This window comes from Shewanella litorisediminis, from assembly GCF_016834455.1.
Classification (GTDB): Bacteria; Pseudomonadota; Gammaproteobacteria; order Enterobacterales; family Shewanellaceae; genus Shewanella; species Shewanella litorisediminis.
The window spans coordinates 702,777-721,691 of sequence record NZ_CP069213.1 but is presented as its reverse complement, the minus strand read 5'-3'; the positions used below and the strand labels follow the sequence as shown (position 1 = coordinate 721,691).

The window sequence follows — 18,915 nt, the reverse complement described above, 5'->3', positions numbered from 1 at the left end:
CTCTGGCACACTGGAGCCCTCTTCACCGTGCCGGTACCTTTATGCTGACCACCTTAGCCATTCAACATTACCGCAGCCTGCGGGACCTGGTAATGCCTCTTGGGAGACTCACCTTAGTTACAGGTCCAAACGGTAGCGGTAAATCCAATCTATACAAGGCATTACGACTACTTGCTCTGACCGCACAGGGCGGCGTGACCTCGGCACTGGCGCGTGAAGGCGGCATAGACTCCTGTTTTTGGGCAGGGCCTGAACATTTCAGCCGCGCGGTAAAGCAAGGGGAATACCCCATAGAAGCGACCGTGCGGCAAAACAGCAAACGGGTTCGCCTCGGCTTTGCAGGAACAGATTACAGCTATCTAATTGAGCTTGGGTTACCAAAGCCTGACGGCACCACCCTATTTGGCCTCGACCCACAAATCAAGCGCGAAGCCATTTGGCACGGCGCCAAGTACCGTCCCTCCAGCGCCTTAATTGAACGTCGTGGTCATGTTGTAAAAAGTCGCGATGCTCAAGGGCGCTGGGAAGTGCTCAGTCAGCACCTGCCCCTGAGCGACAGCATCTTTACTGAACTTGCCGATCCGCATAAGGCACCTGAGCTGTTGTGCCTGAGGGACGATATCCGCGCCTGGCGCTTTTACGATCACTTTCGCACCGATGCTGCGGCGCCAGCCCGCCAAGTGCAGCTGGGCACCCGCACTCCGGTACTGGCCCACGATGGCAGCGATTTGGCCAGCGCCATCCAGACCATTTTTGAGATTGGCCAGGGTGAAACCCTGCACCGGGCGGTGGACGACGCCTTTCCCGGCGCCCGGGTGAGCATCGCAGCGCTGGAAGGTGGCATGCTGGAACTGCGTTTTCATCAGCAGGGGCTGCTAAGGCCTCTGAGAGCCGCCGAGCTCTCCGACGGCACCTTAAGGTATTTGCTGCTTACTGCAGCACTGCTGACCCCCAGACCACCCGCCCTAATGGTACTGAACGAGCCGGAGACCAGCCTGCACCCGGATCTGCTGCCCGCACTGGCACGGCTGATTCGCCACGCCTCGGGTAAAAGTCAGCTGTGGGTGGTTTCCCATGCCCAGCGGCTGATTAATGCGCTCTCAGAAGATGAAAACTGCCAGATTTTGATGCTGGAAAAGACGCTCGGGGAAACAACGCTGTACGGCCAGGATTTACTTACGACTCCCGGCTGGAACTGGCGCCTGGACAGCAGATAAAAAAGGCCGCCTCCCGGGAGATGTGGGAAGCGGCCTTGCCTTCAGGCAATCACCAGGGTATCGCCAACCTTAAAACTTCAGCTCGGCACCCAGGTAGTAGTAACGGCCCACGCCACCGCCGTAGAGGCTGTCGTAGTTACCGCTGCCACCAATCACGAACGGTCCTTTTTCGTCAAACAGGTTGTTGACGCCACCTGACAGACGGATCTCGGTGTCCTGCCCCACGTCAAAGCTGTAAGAGGCCGAGAGGTTATGGGTGGTTACCGATGGCAGTTCGTTACCCCACAGTGGCTCTGGGTTCTCTACACAGCTGGCGCTGCCGGAAGCACAGTTCTCCGCATTGGCCGCGATGTCTTTTTCCCAATCTTCATGGGCAGACTGGCTGCGACGCACACTGCTCTTGTACTTGACGCTCCAGCGAATACGCAGGTCTTCCAGATACCAGCTCAGGGATGCTGAGGCCTTGTCTTCGAAGATGCCAGAAGACAGCAGGCCCACGTAGCTGTCGGTAAACTGGCCATCGGGGCCGGTTGCCGTGATGCTGTAATCCAGTACATGGCTCCAGTCGAGTTTCAGCTTCAGCGAGCCCCAGCCATCCATATCGTAGCGGTAATCCAGCGCCAAATCGTAGCCACTGGTATTGGTTTCATCGGCGTTGATAACCCGCTGCTGCACCTCAATGATCTGCCCTTCACCGTCGCGCTTCACATCATTACAGAAGGGGTTGTCACCACCATAGGGCAAGGACGAGGCGTAACAGAAGCCGATGATGTCTTCATTGCCCAGACTGGTCATGGCATCTTCAATCGAGATGTCATAGTAGTCGATGGCAACACGCAGCCCTTCGATGAAAGAAGGTGCCATGGACACACCGACGGTGAAGGTTTCAGCCGACTCTTCCTGCAGATCAGGGTTACCAACGTTGGGTGAATAACCGTTGTTTTCATCCTTGAAGGAGCCATCGGCGGCAATGGCGGCAGCAATGCCAGGCTCAAGGCGGCAATTGTCGTGGCCCGGGCCGGTAGAAGTGGCAGTTACGCCATCACAGATGTCATCGAAGCCATCGTAGTCACCCCGTGGAGGCGACAGCAGTTCGGTGATGGTGGGGGCACGCTGGGCTGTTGCCCAGTTGGCGCGAACCATATACCCCTCTGCGGGCTCGTACACGATACCGGCCTTGTAGCTCTTCATCAGATCGGTCGTAGACCAGCTGTAATCTGCAACCCTCAGGGACAAATCCATCGACAGATTGCGTACCGCGGTCATGTCACGCAGCAGCGGCAGCGACACTTCCCCGAAGGCTTCATAGACATCCACATCACCTTCAAAGGTAGGGACATAGTTGAAGGTTACACCACCGTTTGGCACGTTGGTGTCGACACTTTGGGTGTCGCGGCGATATTCAAAACCAAACGCAGATGCCACCGGGCCCGCAGGCAGTTCAAACAGATCGCCAGTGACATAACCCAGCACGTTGGTCATGCTGATATCAGTGGTGATGGTTGGGTTGGCGCGGATATAGTCTGCGGCCTCGGCACTGATTGAGCCTTCACCGAACAGGTTTACGGGCACACAGCCGTCGGCACGGGCATCGGCATCGATACACTGAATGGTGCCATCGGCGAGTTTCTCGGCCTGCAACGCATTACGCAGTTTCAGCACATTGATTTCGTTCTGGCGCTCCTGCTCCTGCTTGAACTTGCCGTAGCCCACCGACAGATCCCATTCCCAGTTATCCCACACAAAGCCCCTGAGGCCGGCCCAGCTGCGATAGGTGGTACGGGTGTTTTCGTTAACGATGGCACCCACTTCGGCGAAGTTTCTGTCCCAGGTGATACCACGGGAGCTGGCGCCTTCAAAAATGGCCTCGGGTACAAAGGGGTTATTTTTCGGAATACGGCCCACGTACTCTTCAACAAACTCACCGGTGGCAGGGTTACGGACCAGCGCAAATTCATTCTCATCAGAGCTTTCTGGCGACTTGGGGTTTTCTGAGTGGTTGCGGCTATATTGCAGCTGGAAATACGCCTGAACACCGGAATCGAAGTCATACTCGGTTTTCACTGCCGCTGCGACCGTGTCTTCAGGTACTTTCAGCCAATCATACTGTGCAAAGTGGATACCGTACTTTTCTTCGTGCCAGTCATCACGGAGGGTCTGGCCGTCATACCAGAAGCCGGCATCTGGGCGCAGGCTGCTGGCTTCGTTGAATACGCCACCGGGAATCGAGTCGTTCAAATCGCGCCAATCTGCCTGGGTGATATCCCGCATACACTGGGCGTTGGTTTTCAGCGCAGTATCGTAGGTCTCGGTCAGCATGGTGTTGCACATGCGTTTGTCATCATAAGACCAGGATTCCTGCTGTTGGGCACGATTTCTGTCCCAGTAGTCCAGACCGAACTCCTTGGTGTAAGAAGCGGCCATAAACAGATAACCCTTACCATCCGCGTACAGGGTGCCAAAGTCACCATCGACGCTCATCTCTTCACCACCTTTTTCGGTGGTGCCGCCACGGACGTTGAACTTAGCACCTTGTTGATCTTGCTGGGTAATAATGTTTACCACACCGGCCACGGCGTCAGAACCATAGGTCGCCGAGGCACCACCGGTGATAATTTCAACCTTATCGACAAAGGTGCTGGGAATGGTGGAAAGGCTGACGTAGTTGCCTGAATAGCTGTTTGATACCACCCGGCGGCCATCGATGAGAGTCAGGGTACGGTTGGTGCCCAGATTACGCAGGTCGATGGTTGACAGACCCGTGTTTTGCACGCTGGATTGGGAGTTGGCGTTGCTGACGCCCTCTGCTACCTGTGGCAGCTCATCCACCAGAATGGCCGCCAGAGAGCCAATACCGGCATCTTCAATGGCGCCCTTGTCCAGGGTTGCCAGAGGTGTGGCAACGGAAAAACTGTCACGCTTGATGCGTGAACCAGTGACGGAAATTTTTTCAATGGTTTGCTGTTCGGTTTCAGCGCTTTGCTGGGGCTGATTTCCCTTAACCTGGGAAACTTCAACCTCGTCGGCCGCCAGTGCAGTCATGGACATGCCGCCCAAAACCGCAGCCTGAATGGCCAATGTCAGAATGGTCTTTTTCATGCTTCTCACCCTTCCCTGCATTCTTGCAGTGTTTTGCTGAACTTTTTTATTACGCGCAAAGACTCTGGTCAGTTGCCAAAGCCCCCTCCCTTCCGCAATCTTTATTAACCTTGTTAACAAAGCGCTAACGGCAATTGAGGTTTTACGGTGCCAGCGGAGTCCGGGCAATTCAGCGGGTGTCGTTTCTATCCCCCTTTTATCTCTATTTAAAATCTATTATCTATTTTTCATATAGTTAAATACATTTAAGCTTGTGCCACATGGTGAGGGATTGAGGGGATAGAGATTAAATAGAGGCGTATTTGGGTGCTGATGGATGGGCCACATAACAACAAAAAAAGCCACTCAGGGTGGCCTTAAGCGGAGGAATAAGAGTTAACCCAGTGCGTAACGGGCGATGGTCTTCTGAATACCCACCACGTCGGTGCCACGCTTGAGTTCTTTTACCAGCGGCTCGTGCTGACCCGAGATCCACAGCTTCAGCTCGGCATCCATGTCGAAGGTACCGGCGGTTTCCACCTGAAAATGCACTATGGCCTTATAGGGAATGGAGTGATAACTCACTTTTTTGCCCGTTACCCCTTGCTTATCTATCAAGATCAATCGCTTACTGGTAAAGACAAACAAGTCACGCACCATTTTATAGGCCAGTTGCAACTCTTCATTGTCGCCAAGGATAGGCGAGAGTTCGGCGGTTAACTTGCCCAGGTCCACCTCACTGGCGTTGCCCATCAGGGCATCCAAAAATCCCATTAATACCTCCTGTTATGTTACCGGTTTGTGGTCATGCAAGATTAACGCATTGGCCCATCGCCTGAAATACAAAGCGCCGAAAGAAAAAGCGCAGAAAGAAAAACGGCGACCCAGGGTCGCCGTTTTTATGGTACAGGGGCTTAGCCCACCACCAGCATTTCACACTTGTGGCAGTCAAACACCAGCTTGAACTCCTTGCCACCCAGTTCCATCTGCAGCGGGTCGGCCTTAATCCCCGGCACTTCCTTGGGGCACATGTTGTAGCTGTAGCGGATACAGTGCTTGGTGATCATCAAAGGGGCATCGCCCTTCACCGGACGCACTTCGTAGGCATCGCGGATAGAAACCACGCCATGGCGGGTATAAAAGTCTTTGGCCTTTTGATTAGAGACGTTACTGAGGTAAGTCATGCTGCGCTGGGGGTAACGCACGCTGTCATCCCGCTCCCAGGGAGTCGGCCTCTGATAACCCTGGATACGGGCCTGACTCAGCGCCTCCACCGCGTCGCGGCGCAGATTATTAATGACCGACGCAGGCGCGAAAACCCCTGCCGCATCACCCAGATCAATCTCGCCGAGGCTGAAATCTGTATTGCCCAATTTACCCAGATTCTTTTTCAGCCCTTCGCAATTACGCGCTATGTCATTGGCCTGCTGCTTATCGAAGTCAGCGGTCACTGTCACCGAATGGCCATGGTTATCAAAGGCAGTCAATGCCAGCCCCTGTTCCCGCTCGGCCAGGGCAAAGTTAATCGTCACCAGACGCTCGGCCGACTCTTTGGCCAGCAACATCTCAAAGGCCTGATCGTGGTTACGGTAAAGGGTGACATCGACCCGCAAGTCTTCCGGCACCGTCTTGAGATAGAGTACATTGCCCTCGGCACGGTTTACCCGGAAACCGGTGAGTTTGTCGTCTGACAAACGGGCTTTTTCGTAGTTTTTGGCAAAAAAGCCCAAACCATCACCGTTATTAAACTCTGCATTGGAATCCACCACTATGTGGTCTTTGGCGATTTTGCTGACCTTACCCACGTCAATCCCGAGATACTTGGGAGTACGGAAGTCGGCAATGCCCGGCTTGCGGTCGTGCACGAAATAATCTGTCTTGCCGCGGTTAAAGCTTTTGTCAGGGTCCGGCACAAAGCTGTAGCTGCAGCGGCCGTGGGATGATGGCTCAAACTCGGGGCGGCGGGCCATGATGGCATCGAGCTGCTGACGATAGTGGGCAGTGACGTTTTTTACGTAACTTAAGTCTTTCAGGCGCCCTTCAATCTTGAATGAGCGAATGCCGGCATCAATCAGGGCTTCGAGGTTTTCGGTCTGGTTATTGTCCTTGAGCGATAACATGTGCTCATTGGTGGCAATCACCTCTCCCTTACGGGTGCTGAGATTCCCCGGCATACGGCACTGCTGTGAGCACTCACCACGGTTAGCACTGCGGTTATCGGTATAGGCTTCACTGATGTAGCACTGGCCACTGAAGGCCACGCACAGGGCACCGTGGATAAAAAACTCGAGCCGCATGTTGGTTTCGGCGGCCACGGCGCGGATTTGACTCAGGCTCAGTTCACGGGCCAGCACCGCCTGGGAAAAGCCGACGTGCTCCAAAAAGGCCACCTTTTCCGGCACCCGATTATCCATCTGGGTACTGGCATGCAGCGCAATCGGCGGCAAGTCCAACTCCAGCAGGCCCAGATCCTGCACGATAATGGCGTCGGCACCGGCTTCGTACACATCCCAAATCAGTTTGCGGGCGTCTTCCAGCTCAGAGTCAAATAAAATCGTGTTTACTGTAACAAACACCTGCGCATGGTAGCGGTGGGCAAATTCACACAGACGGGCAATATCGGCAATGCTGTTACCGGCGGTATGGCGGGCGCCAAAGGCGGGCGCACCAATGTAAACCGCATCGGCGCCATGGCGAATGGCTTCAATTCCGTAATCGGCGTTTTTAGCGGGAGCCAACAACTCCAGCTTATTATCGGCAAGCTTCACCGGCTCAGGGGTCACCTGGGCCTGAGGTTTGCCGGGAATAAAAATCTCAACGCCTTCTGTACTCATGAATCAAACTCGTCTGCTGGCCTGACTGAATAGCCCGGTAGAAAAATCGGACGCAGAGTATAGCAGAGCCAATCTTTCAGAAAAGACTTATGAGGCGGCGAACAAAAAATAATCAGCCATCAACCTGGGCGGATGCACCGTAAAACACCGCCAACCACACGCTGGGGATGGCAGGGTCGGTCGCCTCGACTCTGTGACGCACACGGGCGGGAATGTTCACATAGTCGCCGGGCGCCAGCGCAAGGCGACTGCCATCATCATAGGCCAGCACGGCGCTGCCACTGAGCAGCACTACCCATTCATCTTCATCCTGATCGTACCATTGGCCCTCTGCCGTGCTGTGACCAAAGGAGACAATGCGCTCGATTCGGCAAAACGGAGACCTTATCAGGGTTTCGAATACTTCCTCACAGAGGTTTTCTGGAAGCTCAGTTAGAAGGTTAGCCATGGTCAGCTTTACTCCAGCGTTTGGTATAAGTCGCCATCAATCCCCTCGTGAGGGGTAAGTCCTCCCCCGGCGCCAGAGAAAAAGGCTCTCTGAAGCTTTCCATGTCTTCCTGAGAAAGTTTGTTGTTTGCCATCGTCCTTCGACAACATCTGAGGTGTATAGGTGGCCAAATCTATCACGGGGCCAAATCCTGCTCAATTTTCAACCAAAGCTTACAAGCTCATCGCTGCTGATAAATCGCAACCCCCACAGCACTCAGCAAGCCTGAACAAACATAGCAAAGCGACCCGAATGGGCCGCTTTAAGGAGGGTTGAAAAAGCCTTTTATTATTGGGCAGACTTTTGGAACTCGCTGAAAGAGCGATAGGGTATCTTGAAGAAGATGATGTAAAACACCGGCACAATCAGCAAGGTGAGCACTGTCGCGACCCCAAGACCAAACATCACCACCGCCGCCATGGACTCAAAGAAGGCGTCTGTGATCAGGGGCAGCATCCCCAGAATGGTGGTGACGGCAGCCATACACACGGGTCTGACGCGGCTAACGGTGGACTCAAACACCGCTTGGAAAGGCTCCTTACCCTCGTTGATTTCCAGGTTGATTTGGTCCAGCAGCACAATACCATTTTTCAGCAGCATCCCAGAGAGGCTCAGCATCCCCAGCAAGGCCATAAAGCTGAAGGGTTTATCGAGCACCAACAGACCCAGAGTTATACCGATAATGGCCAGAGGAACGCAGGCCCAAATCACCAGGGGCTTACGAACAGAATTGAACAAAAATACCGTCACCAAAAACATAAACAGGAAGCCCATCGGCAAGGTGGCAAACAGCGATTCCTGCGCATCCTGTGACGATTCAAACTCACCGCCCCATACGAGTTCATAACCGGGCGGCATTTCGATGGCCTCGACTTTGGAACGCATTTGGGCAAACAGCTCTGCGGGCAAAATATCGTATTCAAAGTCGGCATCGGCAAACACCGTCAGGGTGCGCTTGCGGTCACGTCGCTGAATAATGGGGTCTTCAAATTTCACCTCAAAGCCATCCACGACCTGCTGCAGTGGTACCAAGGTTTTCAGCACCGGACTCCAGATGCGAATACTCTCCAGTGACTCGATATCGACCCGCTCATCATCGGGCAAACGACCCACTATCGGCAGCAGATTGGTACCTTCGCGATACACCCCAATTTGAGTGCCGGCAAAAGAAAACTTCAGTGCCCTATCTACCTGGCTTTTGACAACTCCCAATCGCCGGGCCTGGGTTTCATTGAACTTGGGTGCTATGTATTTCACCCGCTCACGCCAGTCATGGCGCACATTGACCGTGCCCGGCGTAGCCGCAAATACCGCCTGAACCTTTGCCCCCAGGGTTCTGAGCACATCCGGATCCGGGCCGGAGATCCGGGCCTCAATCTTGGCATCGGTCGAGGGACCAACCTCAAGCCGTTTGAACTTGAGCTGAGTTTGCGGGAACCCAATCTCCATTTCGCGGCGGAACAAGGTCATAACCCCCTCGAGGGTATCGAACGCGCTGGTGCGAATGGCTATCTGGCCGTAAGAGGCATAATTCTTTTCAGGGGCATAGGTCAGCATAAATCGGGGGAAACCCTTGCCTACGGTGGAGGCTACAAACTCCACATCGGCCAGCTGCGCAGCCTTGTCTTCCATGGCTGTGACTATGCGCTGGGTTTCGCGGATATCTGTCCCTTCAGGCAGCCACACATCCACCAGGAAGATGGGGGTTGTTGAGGGGGGGAAAAACGACTGCTTCACATAGCCAAACCCGACCACAGACGCTACGAAAGCCAATACCACAGCCAGCACGCTCACATAGCGATAGCGCATGCATATATCCAGCATGACCCTATAAAACGTGAAAAAGGCGCCGGCATAAGGGTCTTTGGTTTGGCCTTCAAGCTGCGCTTCTCCTTTTTCGCCAAAGAAGAGACTGGCAAAAAACGGTGTGATGGTAATAGCCGTAATCCAGGAAAGGAACAGGGAGAACAAGAGCACCCAAAACAGCGAGCCAGCAAACTCACCGGTAGCGTCCGGCGACAGGCCTATAGGGGCAAAGGCGGTAATGGCAATCACAGTGGCGCCAAGCAGTGGCCACATGGTTTGCTTCACGATAGCTTCGGAGGCTTCGAGGGTGCTCTTGCCCTGCTGGCGGCCAATCAGAATGCCTTCTACCACCACAATGGCGTTATCCACCAGCATCCCCAAAGCAATGATAAGTGCCCCCAGGGAAATACGCTGCAGTTCAATTTCAGCCTGCAACATCAGCACAAAGGTGCCCAAACAGGTTAAAAACAGGATAAGGCCAATCAGGATGCCGCTTTTCACACCCATAAAGAACAGCAGCACACCTATCACTATCACTACGGCAGCAATCAGATTCCACACAAAGCTGCCGACGGATTTGTCCACCTCCACCGGCTGGTTATACATGGTCTCTATTTTGATGCCTGCAGGACGGGCTGAGTCGATTTGAGCCAATTTGTCGTCGACGGCCTTACCTACTGCCACCACATTGACGCCCGATGAAAACGAGATCCCCAGACTGATGGCACGCTCTCGGTTATAACTGAGCACATTGGTGGGGATTTCCTGATAGCCACGGCGCACCGTAGCCACATCTTTAAGGTAAATAAGCTTATCACCCGCGGTACCGGGGATAATGAGTTCCTGCAATTCCTCTACCGATCGGGTACCACCACTGGTCCGAATACGCAGGTTATCTCCGGCTACCTGAATATTACCGGCATCGGACACCATGTTCTGCGAATTAAGCAGATCGGAGATAAGGTTCGGATCCAGGTTGGAACTGGCTGCCTTATTAAGCGACATCTCGACGAAGATTTGCTCTTTTTGCTCACCGGCCAAGGATACCTTGCCAACCCCAGGCACCAATTCCAGTTCACGCTTGACGTAATCCACATAGTCTTTGAGATCTCGGTAACTATAATCCTTACCGGAGATCATCAGCATAATGCCATATACATCGCCAAAGTCATCGTTAACCATGGGATGCTGGGCGCCAGGCGGCAGGCTTGCCGCCATATCATTAACCTTGCGTCTGAGCTCATCCCAGATCTGCGGCAACTCATCAGGACCATAATTGTTCTTCATGGTCACTGTGATTTGCGACAGTCCCGAGGTACTCAGAGACTTGATTTTATCAATATAAGGCAGTGCCTGAATGGCTTTTTCCACCGGATAGGTGACTTCTTCCTCTACTTCCGTGGAGGTCGCACCCGGGTACAGGGTTACAATTACCGCATCCTTGATGGTGAAGGGCGGGTCTTCGAGCTGCCCCAACCCCAAGAAGGCGAAGCTACCGCCAACCAGCAGGATAAGGGTAAACATCCAGCTGATGACAGAGTTTTTGACAAAATAGCCTGCAACACTCATGGTCTGTCCTTATCCCTGAACTAGTTCAACTTTCTGGCCATCCACCAAGCGTGACTGCCCCTGCACTACCACTTGCTGGCCATCGGCAAGACCTGCCCTGACTTCTATTCGCTGACCGACAATCACGCCCAAGGTCACGTTTTTGAATGTCACGGTTCCAGTCTGTGGCTCATATAGCCACACCCCTGCATCCTGCTTGTCAATATCACTGCCATCACGCATCACGACCGCGCCCGTCGGGATCAGGTATTCTCGGCTGTAGGTATAAGTGACCTTACCCAAGTCCACCGTGACCTTAGCAGGCATGCCTTCGAGCACTTTGACACCAGGGGGTAAGTCCACGGCAATGGTTGCTACGTAGGTTTGGGAGACAGGGTCTTTTTCAGTGCTCACTTCCAGCAAGCGACCGACAAAGGTTTCGTTCGGAAAGGCTTCAAAAGCAACATCGAAAGATTGCTTTTGCTGCTTGGGATCGGCTTTTCGAGAAACCGCAATTAACAAATCAGGCACTTGCACATCCACTTCGATTTGTGCGGTTCGATGAATACTCATCACAGCCGTGCCGGGTTGTACGTTTTCAAACGACTCCAGGAACACATCGCCAATCACCCCGTTAAAGGGCGCCCTGAGCTCTGCATAGTCCAGCATCAGTTCGGCTTGGCGTGCCTCAGCACGCGCGACCAGATACTCGGCATTCATTTGGTCGTATTCGGCTTGCGCCATCAACTTTTTATCCACCAGAACCTTCGAGCGCTCAGCTTGTTTACGGGTAACGTCCAACCGCGCTCTACGATCATTGAGCACAATTTGAAAGTCCTTTTTCTCCAGAATTGCCAGCACATCTCCGGCCTTTACAGCTTGCCCCTTGGTCACCATGATCCGGGCGATGCGGCCCTCGACTCGAAAGGCCAGCGCCGTCAAATCCTGCGCCCGAGCCACACCATTAAAAACACGGTTGACCTGATGGTCGAGTGCGGGAATGGTATATACCGACACCCTGACTGGCTTATCTGCAATTTCCGGTGCCTGACGGCAGCCCAACAACCACAGTGCAGGCACCAATACCAGAATAATGATCAATGACCTTTTCATTACAGCCCCCGCTCCTTGACCCAACGCACCGCAGCCTGACCATCCTTAAGTTCATCAGCACCGGCTATCACCAAAAAGTCACCGTCATTCAGGCCAGACACCAACTTGCCGTCTTTGATGCTCACTGGGACTTTCTCGACTTTGTCAGCCTCGGCCAACCAGCGAAACACGAACGTCTGCCCGGCTTCTGTCACCAGAGCACCTTCAGGTACGTCAAAACCAACATCAAGCTCCTTTGCCGGCAGCGATACCCTCACCAATGCAGACATACCCGGCAACACATTCAAATCCACCGGCATTGCCAGGGTCAATATCACGGTATAACTGCCGGTTGCACTGTCAGCAACTGTGCTCATTTCTTTCAGCTTTGCGGTAAACCAGGCATCGCGGCTATCAAAGCGAACTTCCGGCGGCAGTATCTTTGTCGTATCTCCCTGATAACGCTGAATAGCGCCAATAAACTGTTCAGGCAACTGAAAACTCACATCGATCTGATTTTCCGTACGAATGCCCAATACGGTTTCCTGGGCTCTGACAAACTCGAACTGCCGTTTGTTGCGTTTGGAAATCACGCCATCATAAGGTGCCAAAAGGCGGGTATAGGCCAACTCCACTTGCGCTTTATCAAAGGCAGCCTCGGCCACATCAAAATTGCTCTTGGACTTGTCAAAGTCATTGCGCGACACCACCCCCTGTTCCACCAGGCTGAGGTTGCGTTCATACAGCACCTTGGCCAACTCGTATTGCGCCCTAGCGACCTCCAGATGCTGCTCATAGAGCGCAGGATCCAGCAGCGCCAAAACCTGACCGGCCTTGACCTCTTCACCGGGTCTGACATTGATTTGCTGAATCTCACCGCTAACCCGAAATGAGAGGCCAGCGCGCTCCGACGCCCTGACTTCTGCCGGCAGCAACCTCTGATTCATGCCGTCTGCCAATGTAATTTGACTGACCTTAACCGGTCGGGGGGCCTCGCCGGTCATGGCCTGCGAGGCAGATGGGAACCAAAGGGCTCCCAGCACTGCGGCAATACCTATCCCGGGAAACGGCCTGAGCTTGCTCATGGGAAACTCCTGTAAAGGTGCAACAGTATTAAAAAGAACCACTAAGAGGATAACAGTTTGACAACAAAATCAATAATTTTCCACATAAATGCAAGGGTTAATGGCAAATCCATGTCACAGATCAAGGACAGATTTAAGGCATAAAAAAACGGAGCACCAGGCTCCGTTTTTTTGTGATTGCGGAATGCTTACTTTACAAAGTCCACACCCAGCTGGATATCGCCCTTGAGGGTATCCAGCATGGCATCGCGGGCGTTGGCTTCGAACGCGCTCACTTCGCCGTAAGGCAGTACTTTTTCTACGCCGTTTTTACCCAGCAGCACTGGCTGAGCGAAGAACACTGCATGTTCGCTGCCGCCGTCAACATAGGCACATTCAACCACGTTGGCTTCGCCTTGCAGACCACGGATAAGAGACATACCAAAGCGGAAAGCTGCCTGCCCCATAGACAGGGTCGCACTGCCGCCACCGGCCTTGGCTTCAACCACTTCGGTACCGGCGTTCTGGATACGCTTGGTCAGGGCAGCAACTTCTTCATCAGAGAAGCTTACGCCTTCGATTTGCGACAGCAGAGGCAGAATGGTCACGCCGCTGTGGCCACCAATCACATTTACTTTCACGCTGCTTACGTCAACGCCCTTGGCTTCGGCAACGAAGGTCTCGGCGCGGATAACGTCCAGAGTGGTTACACCGAACAGACGGTTCTTGTCGTAAACACCGGCTTTCTTCAGCACTTCAGCGGCAATGGCCACAGTGGTGTTTACCGGGTTGGTGATGATACCAACCAAAGCTTTTGGACAGGTCACTGCCACTTTTTCAATCAGGTTACGAACGATACCTGCGTTGATGTTGAACAGATCAGAGCGATCCATACCTGGCTTACGGGCCACGCCAGCGGAAATCAGCACCACATCGGCACCTTCCAGCGCAGGCGTTGGGTCTTCACCGGAGAAACCTTTCACCTCAACGGCAGTTGGGATGTGGCTCAGATCCACCGCAACACCTGGTGTTACAGGGGCAATGTCATACAGAGACAGTTTAGAACCAGCAGGCAGTTGGGTTTTCAGGAGTAGGGCGAGGGCTTGGCCGATACCACCGGCGGCACCAAGAACAGCAACTTTCATAGGTATTCTCCGTTATATCTCGGAATTTGTGAGGTGGATCCTCAAATGATGGCGCCACATTAAAGCATCGTCACACAAATTTCAATTATCCCTTAGTCGGCTGCGGCCAAGGTTTGACGGCATTTTCCACTGTGATTGTCAGCAAATTGAAACAGGTGTTTGACCAGCCGTCCGGACGGCCGCCGTGACATGCATTTTTATTCACAACAAGCGGGGATTTGTTGACTTTTGGCTTTAAAATATGCAAAATGCGCTAGATTTTTGAATAACAACAAAGCAGCCCACTATGCAAAAAAATCAGGATGACCTCGTAAAAACCTTCAAAGCGCTGTTAAAGGAAGAGCGTTTCGGTTCCCAGAGCGAGATAGTTAATGCGCTGCAGGCCGAAGGCTTCAGCAATATCAACCAGTCCAAAGTCTCCCGCATGCTGAGCAAGTTTGGCGCGGTGCGTACCCGAAATGCCAAACAGGAGATGGTGTACTGTCTGCCTGCCGAACTCGGCGTACCCACTGCTGGCAGCCCGCTGAAGAATCTGGTGCTGGATGTGGACCATAACCAGGCCATGATTGTAGTACGTACCAGCCCGGGGGCCGCCCAGTTAATAGCCCGCCTGCTGGACTCCATCGGTAAACCCGAAGGGATCCTTGGCACCATCGCCGGCGACGATACCATCTTTATCTGCCCTTCCAGCATCAAGACCATCGAAGACACGCTGGAAACGGTTAAGTCCCTGTTTAATTACAGCGAGTAACCTAACACACATTGGGACAAGCACATAATTCAAACTAAAAAAGCGCCCCGAGGGGCGCTTTTTTCAATCCTGCCCCTGGATTAGATAATCCAATGACGGCGCAAAAAACGACGAGCCAGTCAACGCACGGGTGAAATGCATCAGGTGGTCGTGATTCCCTTCGCCATCGCCGTGAACCATAGAGTGGAGCATCTTTTCAAAATGCGACGGGGTGCGACAGACAGAGATAAACATCAGCCCCTGCTCTTTCACCGAACCATAGGGCATACTCTGGCGCAAAATCTCCATCGAGTTGCCCTGCTCATCTTTCAGGTTGACCCGTTTGATGTGGCTGGTCAGCGGCTTATCGGCAGACTCATATTCGATATTGTCCACCTTGGTACGGCCGATGATGTCTTCCTGCTTTTTCACCGGCAAGCGGTGCCACTTCGATAGGTTGTGGGCAAACTTTTGCACGTGCACATAGGCCCCGCCCCGGAACGCAGGATCTTCATCCCCCACCAGCGCAACCTCCTGACGGTGTCGACCACGCGGATTTTCAGTGCCGTCCACAAATCCGGTCAGATCACGGTTATCCATAAAGCGGAAACCACGTTCTTCATCCACCAGCTCCACCAGCTCGTCGAGCATCTGATTTACCTCATTGGCCACCAGATGCAGAATGTCCAGGCGATCACAACGCAGATGCACAAATAAATCGTACTCCAGCGCCGGCGCCTCCCGGTTGCCTTCGTGCATCGCCGGAAAAGGCTTCAGCTTTGCAGGGCGCTCCTGACCAAACAGGCTGTCCCAATAGTTGGCACCCACAGCCACAAAACCATTAAAGGCGCTGTCGGCGTATTGGTCCGTGAGGTCATAAAGGTACTGGGCAACACTGGCCAGGCTCGCACGCAGCGACTGTTCAACACCTTCATTGGCGTTAAACATCAGATAGACTGCGTGAAGATTGCCTTCGGCGCATACGCCCAACTGTTCACGTGGCATAACCTGATTATCCATATAATTAAGACCTTACTGAGTATGTCATTGTCGGTCATATTATCCCGTTCTTTAGGAAAAATTATCACCGACCGACGCACATTACACGAGATTGGTTGTTATTGGCGCTAATAGCCTGCAGCCTGGCCATCTTTTCGGCTCTCGGAGGCTCCGCGATATACGCCTGTTTCCACATTGATGCCAATGGCCTGATATCCGCCAAACTCCCCCAGGGCATCCCGCAGAACATGGCCCTTTTTCACCAGCTCACGACGGGTTTCCATGGAGAATCCTGACTCCAGGCTCACATAACCGCCATCCGTCATCACCTCGCCGGTTGGCTCGCTCGACCCAGAGTGCAGAATACGCGGCGCATCGCCCGCTTCTTGCAGATTCATCCCAAAATCAATCAGGTTTATCATGATTTGCGCATGCATCTGCGGCTGGGTGGCACCGCCCATCACCCCAAAACTGAGCCAGGGTTTACCGTCTTTGGTCACAAACGCAGGGATAATGGTGTGGAAGGGCCGCTTGCCAGGCGCATAGGAATTGGGGCGTCCGGGGGTTAAATCAAACAGCTGCCCCCTATCCTGCAGCACAAAGCCCAAGTCCGGCGGTGTCATTCCCGACCCCATACCGCGGAAATTGCTTTGGATCAGCGACACCATGTTACCTTCGCTGTCTGCGGTGGTGAGATACACGGTATCGCCCTGCTGCAGATTGGGGTTACCCGGCTCCACCGACTTGGCGGCTCTTGGACCAATGAGCTTTGCGCGCTCGCGATTATAGCGCTCTGAGATAAGCTCACTCACTGGCACGTCGGCAAAGGCCATGTCGGCGTAAAAACGCGCCCTGTCAGCGAAGGCGAGCTTTTTCGCTTCAACAAAATGGTGCACGTAGTCGACACTGTCGTGCCCCATGGCTTTTAAATCAAAAGGTTCGAGGGTTTTTAGAATTTGCAGCGCTGCGATACCCTGACCATTCGGCGGCAGTTCCCACACATCATAGCCACGGTAGTTGACTGACACCGGCTCTATCCATTCGCTGGTGTGGCTCGCGAGATCCTCATAACTTAAGTAGCCGCCATTGGCCTTCATGTAACTGTCGATACTGCGGGCAATATCACCCTTATAGAAGGCATCCCGGCCACCTTTGGCAATTTGCTCGTAGGTATTGGCCAAAGCCGGATTTTTCATGATCTCGCCCCTGGCGGGCATTTTGCCATTGGGCATATAGGTCTCGCTGAAACCCGGGTACTTGGCGAGGCGTCTGGCGCTGCCTTCCAGATAAAACGCGATAAGTTCGGAAACGGGGAAGCCCTTACGGGCGTATTCGATGGACGGATTTAGAATTTGCGACATCGGCAGTTTGCCGAAGCGGTCATGCAGCTCGAACCAGCCATCCACGGCGCCCGGCACAGATACCGGCAGCGGGCCAAAGGGTGGCAAAAACTCAAGCCCCTGTGCCTTAAGCATCTCCAGCGTGAGTGACTTGGGGCTGCGGCCCGAGGCGTTTAAGCCATAAAGGCGCTTGTCCCTGGCGCTCCAGACAATGGCAAAAAGATCACCACCCACGCCAGAGCCTGTGGGCTCTACCAGCCCGAGCATGGCGTTGGCGGCAATGGCCGCGTCCACTGCGCTGCCTCCGGCTTTCAATACATCCAGGGCGACTTGAGTGGCCAGCGGCTGGCTGGTCGCCGCCATCCCCTGGGTGGCATAGACCTCCGAACGACTGGCAAACGCCTTACCTGTGATCCTGTCCATGGCCAACACTCCTTCGCTGCGGCCCAGTCCGATAACGGCCAGGGCAAAAATGGTGATTGTAAACCTGTTCATGCTGAGTCCTCCCAGAACACAAACTACACAGGTTTACCTCAATAATCACCTGTTTAAGCAAAGATAACCGGTGTATCGGCCGTAGCTGACAAGCTGACACGACTGCCACAGGCGAGGTGTCCCAGGTGGCTGTGAATATCCAGCACCTGCTCTCCAAGGCGTACCAGATAATGGCAACCGTTTCCGAGAAAGCGGCGCTCAAGAATTTCCCCGGCACCATCGTCCCTGGCTTCAATCAACAACTGCTCTGGGCGCAGCAGCCAACGTCCAGCGTCTGACGCAGCCTTAAAGTCGTGTGGCAAAGGGAAAGCCCCCAGGGTGCTGATGAGTTGCCCGCCTTCAAGCTTCACATCCAGATAATTGCTGGCGCCGAGAAAGTCGGCCACATAGGGCGTATTGGGACTTTGATACAAGGTTTCCGGAATGCCGTGCTGCACTATGCGGCCCTCTTCAAACAGCGCCAGGGTATCGGCAAAGGCAAAGGCCTCGTCCTTGCTGTGGGTCACAAACACCGCGCTGACATTGCGAGCCTTGAGAATGGCACGAATTTCCAGCATCAAAGCCCGGCGCACCTGGGCATCGATATTGGAAAAAGGTTCATCCAGAAGCAGAAGATCCGGCTCATAGGCCAAGGCTCTGGCGATAGACACCCGTTGCTGCTGGCCACCCGACAACTCGTGGGGATAGCGTTTTCCCAGGCCTTCCAGTTTGACCAGACTCAGCATTTCCTCAAGCCTGGCATTGCGGCTTTGCTTATCCAACTGACGAACACCAAACAGGATATTGTCGGCAACGGTGAGATGAGGAAACAGGGCATAGTCCTGAAATATCATGCCGATGCTGCGTTTTTCCGGTGCAACGAAGCAGCCATCAGCGCTGACGGTTTTCCCGTTAATGGCAATGCTGCCGGCAGAAATGTCCTGAAGCCCGGCAATGGTTCTGAGCAAGGTGGTTTTACCACAGCCACTGGGGCCAAGCAGCGCGGTGATTTCGCCCTGAGTCAGGGTCAGGTTGAGTCCACGCAGCACCTGCTCACCTCGATAATCGCTGTGAAGTCCCTGAATGCTTAAGGTCGACATA

13 protein-coding genes are annotated in these 18,915 nt (G+C 53.8%); 2 read left to right on the top strand and 11 right to left on the bottom strand.

Annotated features, from left to right (window positions below):
• Positions 1 to 41 precede the first annotated feature (41 nt).
• Entirely contained in the window at positions 42 to 1,217 is a 1,176-nt protein-coding gene (locus JQC75_RS03165; protein WP_203327105.1) for an AAA family ATPase, read from the top strand.
• 69 nt (positions 1,218 to 1,286) lie between these two features.
• Here the strand turns inward: JQC75_RS03165 and JQC75_RS03160 are convergent, their stop codons facing one another.
• The 8 genes from JQC75_RS03160 to mdh form a co-directional block, all read right to left on the bottom strand.
• Positions 1,287 to 4,316, bottom strand: coding sequence for a TonB-dependent receptor plug domain-containing protein (locus tag JQC75_RS03160; RefSeq protein WP_203326049.1), 3,030 nt, complete (start codon positions 4,314 to 4,316; stop codon positions 1,287 to 1,289).
• 375 nt (positions 4,317 to 4,691) lie between these two features.
• Positions 4,692 to 5,069: a PH domain-containing protein gene (locus tag JQC75_RS03155; RefSeq protein ID WP_203326048.1), complete on the bottom strand. Its 378-nt coding sequence runs from the start codon at positions 5,067 to 5,069 to the stop codon at positions 4,692 to 4,694.
• 140 nt (positions 5,070 to 5,209) lie between these two features.
• Positions 5,210 to 7,129 (bottom strand): peptidase U32 family protein, encoded by a 1,920-nt coding sequence (locus JQC75_RS03150; RefSeq protein ID WP_239002070.1) that lies wholly within the window; start codon positions 7,127 to 7,129, stop codon positions 5,210 to 5,212.
• Positions 7,130 to 7,241: 112 nt separating this feature from the next.
• A complete protein-coding gene (locus tag JQC75_RS03145; protein WP_203326047.1) occupies positions 7,242 to 7,577 on the bottom strand; it encodes a cupin domain-containing protein in 336 nt (111 codons plus the stop codon).
• Between the two features lie 327 nt (positions 7,578 to 7,904).
• Positions 7,905 to 10,991, bottom strand: coding sequence for an efflux RND transporter permease subunit (locus JQC75_RS03140; protein WP_203326046.1), 3,087 nt, complete (start codon positions 10,989 to 10,991; stop codon positions 7,905 to 7,907).
• Positions 10,992 to 11,000: 9 nt separating this feature from the next.
• Complete coding sequence (locus JQC75_RS03135; protein ID WP_203326045.1) at positions 11,001 to 12,083, bottom strand: efflux RND transporter periplasmic adaptor subunit; 1,083 nt, start codon at positions 12,081 to 12,083, stop codon at positions 11,001 to 11,003.
• Positions 12,083 to 13,147, bottom strand: a complete 1,065-nt coding sequence (locus JQC75_RS03130) for an efflux RND transporter periplasmic adaptor subunit (RefSeq protein WP_203326044.1) — start codon at positions 13,145 to 13,147, stop codon at positions 12,083 to 12,085. Before JQC75_RS03130 ends, JQC75_RS03135 begins: the two co-directional genes overlap by 1 nt.
• A gap of 188 nt (positions 13,148 to 13,335) precedes the next feature.
• Positions 13,336 to 14,271 (bottom strand): malate dehydrogenase, encoded by a 936-nt coding sequence (gene mdh / locus JQC75_RS03125; RefSeq protein WP_203326043.1) that lies wholly within the window; start codon positions 14,269 to 14,271, stop codon positions 13,336 to 13,338.
• Positions 14,272 to 14,557: 286 nt separating this feature from the next.
• Between mdh and argR the strand changes: the two genes are divergently transcribed.
• Complete coding sequence (argR, locus tag JQC75_RS03120; protein ID WP_011758789.1) at positions 14,558 to 15,022, top strand: transcriptional regulator ArgR; 465 nt, start codon at positions 14,558 to 14,560, stop codon at positions 15,020 to 15,022.
• A gap of 63 nt (positions 15,023 to 15,085) precedes the next feature.
• On the opposite strand, the gene JQC75_RS03115 is transcribed toward argR, so the two are convergent.
• From JQC75_RS03115 to JQC75_RS03105, 3 genes are all read right to left on the bottom strand, one after another.
• Positions 15,086 to 16,021: a Dyp-type peroxidase gene (locus JQC75_RS03115; RefSeq protein WP_203326042.1), complete on the bottom strand. Its 936-nt coding sequence runs from the start codon at positions 16,019 to 16,021 to the stop codon at positions 15,086 to 15,088.
• 107 nt (positions 16,022 to 16,128) lie between these two features.
• Positions 16,129 to 17,835: a gamma-glutamyltransferase gene (ggt, locus tag JQC75_RS03110; protein ID WP_203326041.1), complete on the bottom strand. Its 1,707-nt coding sequence runs from the start codon at positions 17,833 to 17,835 to the stop codon at positions 16,129 to 16,131.
• Between the two features lie 53 nt (positions 17,836 to 17,888).
• Positions 17,889 to 18,914: an ABC transporter ATP-binding protein gene (locus JQC75_RS03105; protein WP_203326040.1), complete on the bottom strand. Its 1,026-nt coding sequence runs from the start codon at positions 18,912 to 18,914 to the stop codon at positions 17,889 to 17,891.
• Between the last annotated feature and the right edge of the window lies 1 nt (position 18,915).

Excerpts from the sequence above, each read along its gene's own strand:
- JQC75_RS03105 (WP_203326040.1), bottom strand. The coding sequence starts at position 18,914 with ATGTCGACCTTAAGCATTCAGGGACTTCACAGCGATTATCGAGGTGAG.
- JQC75_RS03140 (WP_203326046.1), bottom strand. The coding sequence starts at position 10,991 with ATGAGTGTTGCAGGCTATTTTGTCAAAAACTCTGTCATCAGCTGGATG.
- argR (WP_011758789.1), top strand. The coding sequence starts at position 14,558 with ATGCAAAAAAATCAGGATGACCTCGTAAAAACCTTCAAAGCGCTGTTA.
- ggt (WP_203326041.1), bottom strand. The coding sequence starts at position 17,835 with ATGAACAGGTTTACAATCACCATTTTTGCCCTGGCCGTTATCGGACTG.
- mdh (WP_203326043.1), bottom strand. The coding sequence starts at position 14,271 with ATGAAAGTTGCTGTTCTTGGTGCCGCCGGTGGTATCGGCCAAGCCCTC.
- JQC75_RS03155 (WP_203326048.1), bottom strand. The coding sequence starts at position 5,069 with ATGGGATTTTTGGATGCCCTGATGGGCAACGCCAGTGAGGTGGACCTG.
- JQC75_RS03115 (WP_203326042.1), bottom strand. The coding sequence starts at position 16,021 with ATGGATAATCAGGTTATGCCACGTGAACAGTTGGGCGTATGCGCCGAA.
- JQC75_RS03160 (WP_203326049.1), bottom strand. The coding sequence starts at position 4,316 with ATGAAAAAGACCATTCTGACATTGGCCATTCAGGCTGCGGTTTTGGGC.
- JQC75_RS03135 (WP_203326045.1), bottom strand. The coding sequence starts at position 12,083 with ATGAAAAGGTCATTGATCATTATTCTGGTATTGGTGCCTGCACTGTGG.
- JQC75_RS03130 (WP_203326044.1), bottom strand. The coding sequence starts at position 13,147 with ATGAGCAAGCTCAGGCCGTTTCCCGGGATAGGTATTGCCGCAGTGCTG.
- JQC75_RS03150 (WP_239002070.1), bottom strand. The coding sequence starts at position 7,129 with ATGAGTACAGAAGGCGTTGAGATTTTTATTCCCGGCAAACCTCAGGCC.
- JQC75_RS03165 (WP_203327105.1), top strand. The coding sequence starts at position 42 with ATGCTGACCACCTTAGCCATTCAACATTACCGCAGCCTGCGGGACCTG.
- JQC75_RS03145 (WP_203326047.1), bottom strand. The coding sequence starts at position 7,577 with ATGGCTAACCTTCTAACTGAGCTTCCAGAAAACCTCTGTGAGGAAGTA.